Origin of the sequence: Streptomyces turgidiscabies Car8, from assembly GCF_000331005.1 — a bacterium.
GTDB classification, from domain to species: Bacteria; Actinomycetota; Actinomycetes; order Streptomycetales; family Streptomycetaceae; genus Streptomyces; species Streptomyces turgidiscabies.
Genome location: NZ_AEJB01000099.1, coordinates 1 through 918, shown reverse-complemented (window position 1 = coordinate 918; position 918 = coordinate 1). Strand labels below are relative to the sequence as shown.

Below are 918 nucleotides of genomic sequence, written 5' to 3'. Positions count from 1 at the left end.
GCAGAGCCAGTGAGCCGCCCAGCCAGTCAGCAGCGGGGGTACCAGGTGAGGGAGCCCGCGCGGCGAGCGTACGACTCGTCCGCGTCGACCAGGGGCAGCTTGACTTACGGGTCTCCCAGAACTGACCGACTTCTGGACCTCGTTCTCTTTGGCCGCGGGCTTGCTGGTGAAGAGGGAGTGCACCGGACCGAGCGCGTGCCCGGTCACCTCGATGCGCAGGGTCTCGTGCAGCACGGTCACCGTGATGAGCATCGTGATGATCAACTGGCCGTCCCAGAGGGTCCACTGGACCCCGAGGTAGTGCCGCTGACCGCTGCCGAACTGCTGCTTGTTGCAGATGTCCTGTATCGCGTGGTTCTTGATCTGGTACGCGTCCACGTCCGTGCCGCTGGGCCGGGAGACCTCCTTGGCGCCCTCGCCGACGGGGGTGACGATCCAGTGCTTCAGGGTCGGCTTGGTGAACCCGCCGGTGTTGAGGGGCCCGCGCTCCAGCATGCGCAGCTTGTCGTGGATCGAACGTATGACGTCCCAGCTGCGGAAGGGGTGGATCTCCTTGCCCGCGTCCCGGGGGACCAGTTCCTCGGCGAGCTGCCAGCTGCCCCACCGGGTGCCCATGCCGAGTATGCCCTTGGGTCCGGCGTAGAAGACGGAGTTGGACTGCTGCTCGGCGCTGAGCCGGGCCAGTTCCTTGCGCAGGTGTTCGGCGGCGGTCTCGCCGGGGCTGCCGGGGACCGCCTCGGGGATCTTCGCGCCGACGCCACCACCGGCCAGCAGGGCGGCCCAGCGGTCGCGGAGGTCCTGCGCGGTGCGCTCGCAGATCTGCTTGGCCCACAGCCAGCCGACGACCGGCAGCACGACGCACGCGCGGGCGTACCAGGCCCAGAAGCCGGTGAACGGCATCTTGACCAGGAAGATCAC

1 pseudogene is annotated in these 918 nt (G+C 68.4%); it reads right to left on the bottom strand.

Annotated elements, in window-relative coordinates:
- Positions 1-918: pseudogene (locus STRTUCAR8_RS05530) on the bottom strand (hypothetical protein); the annotation flags it as partial.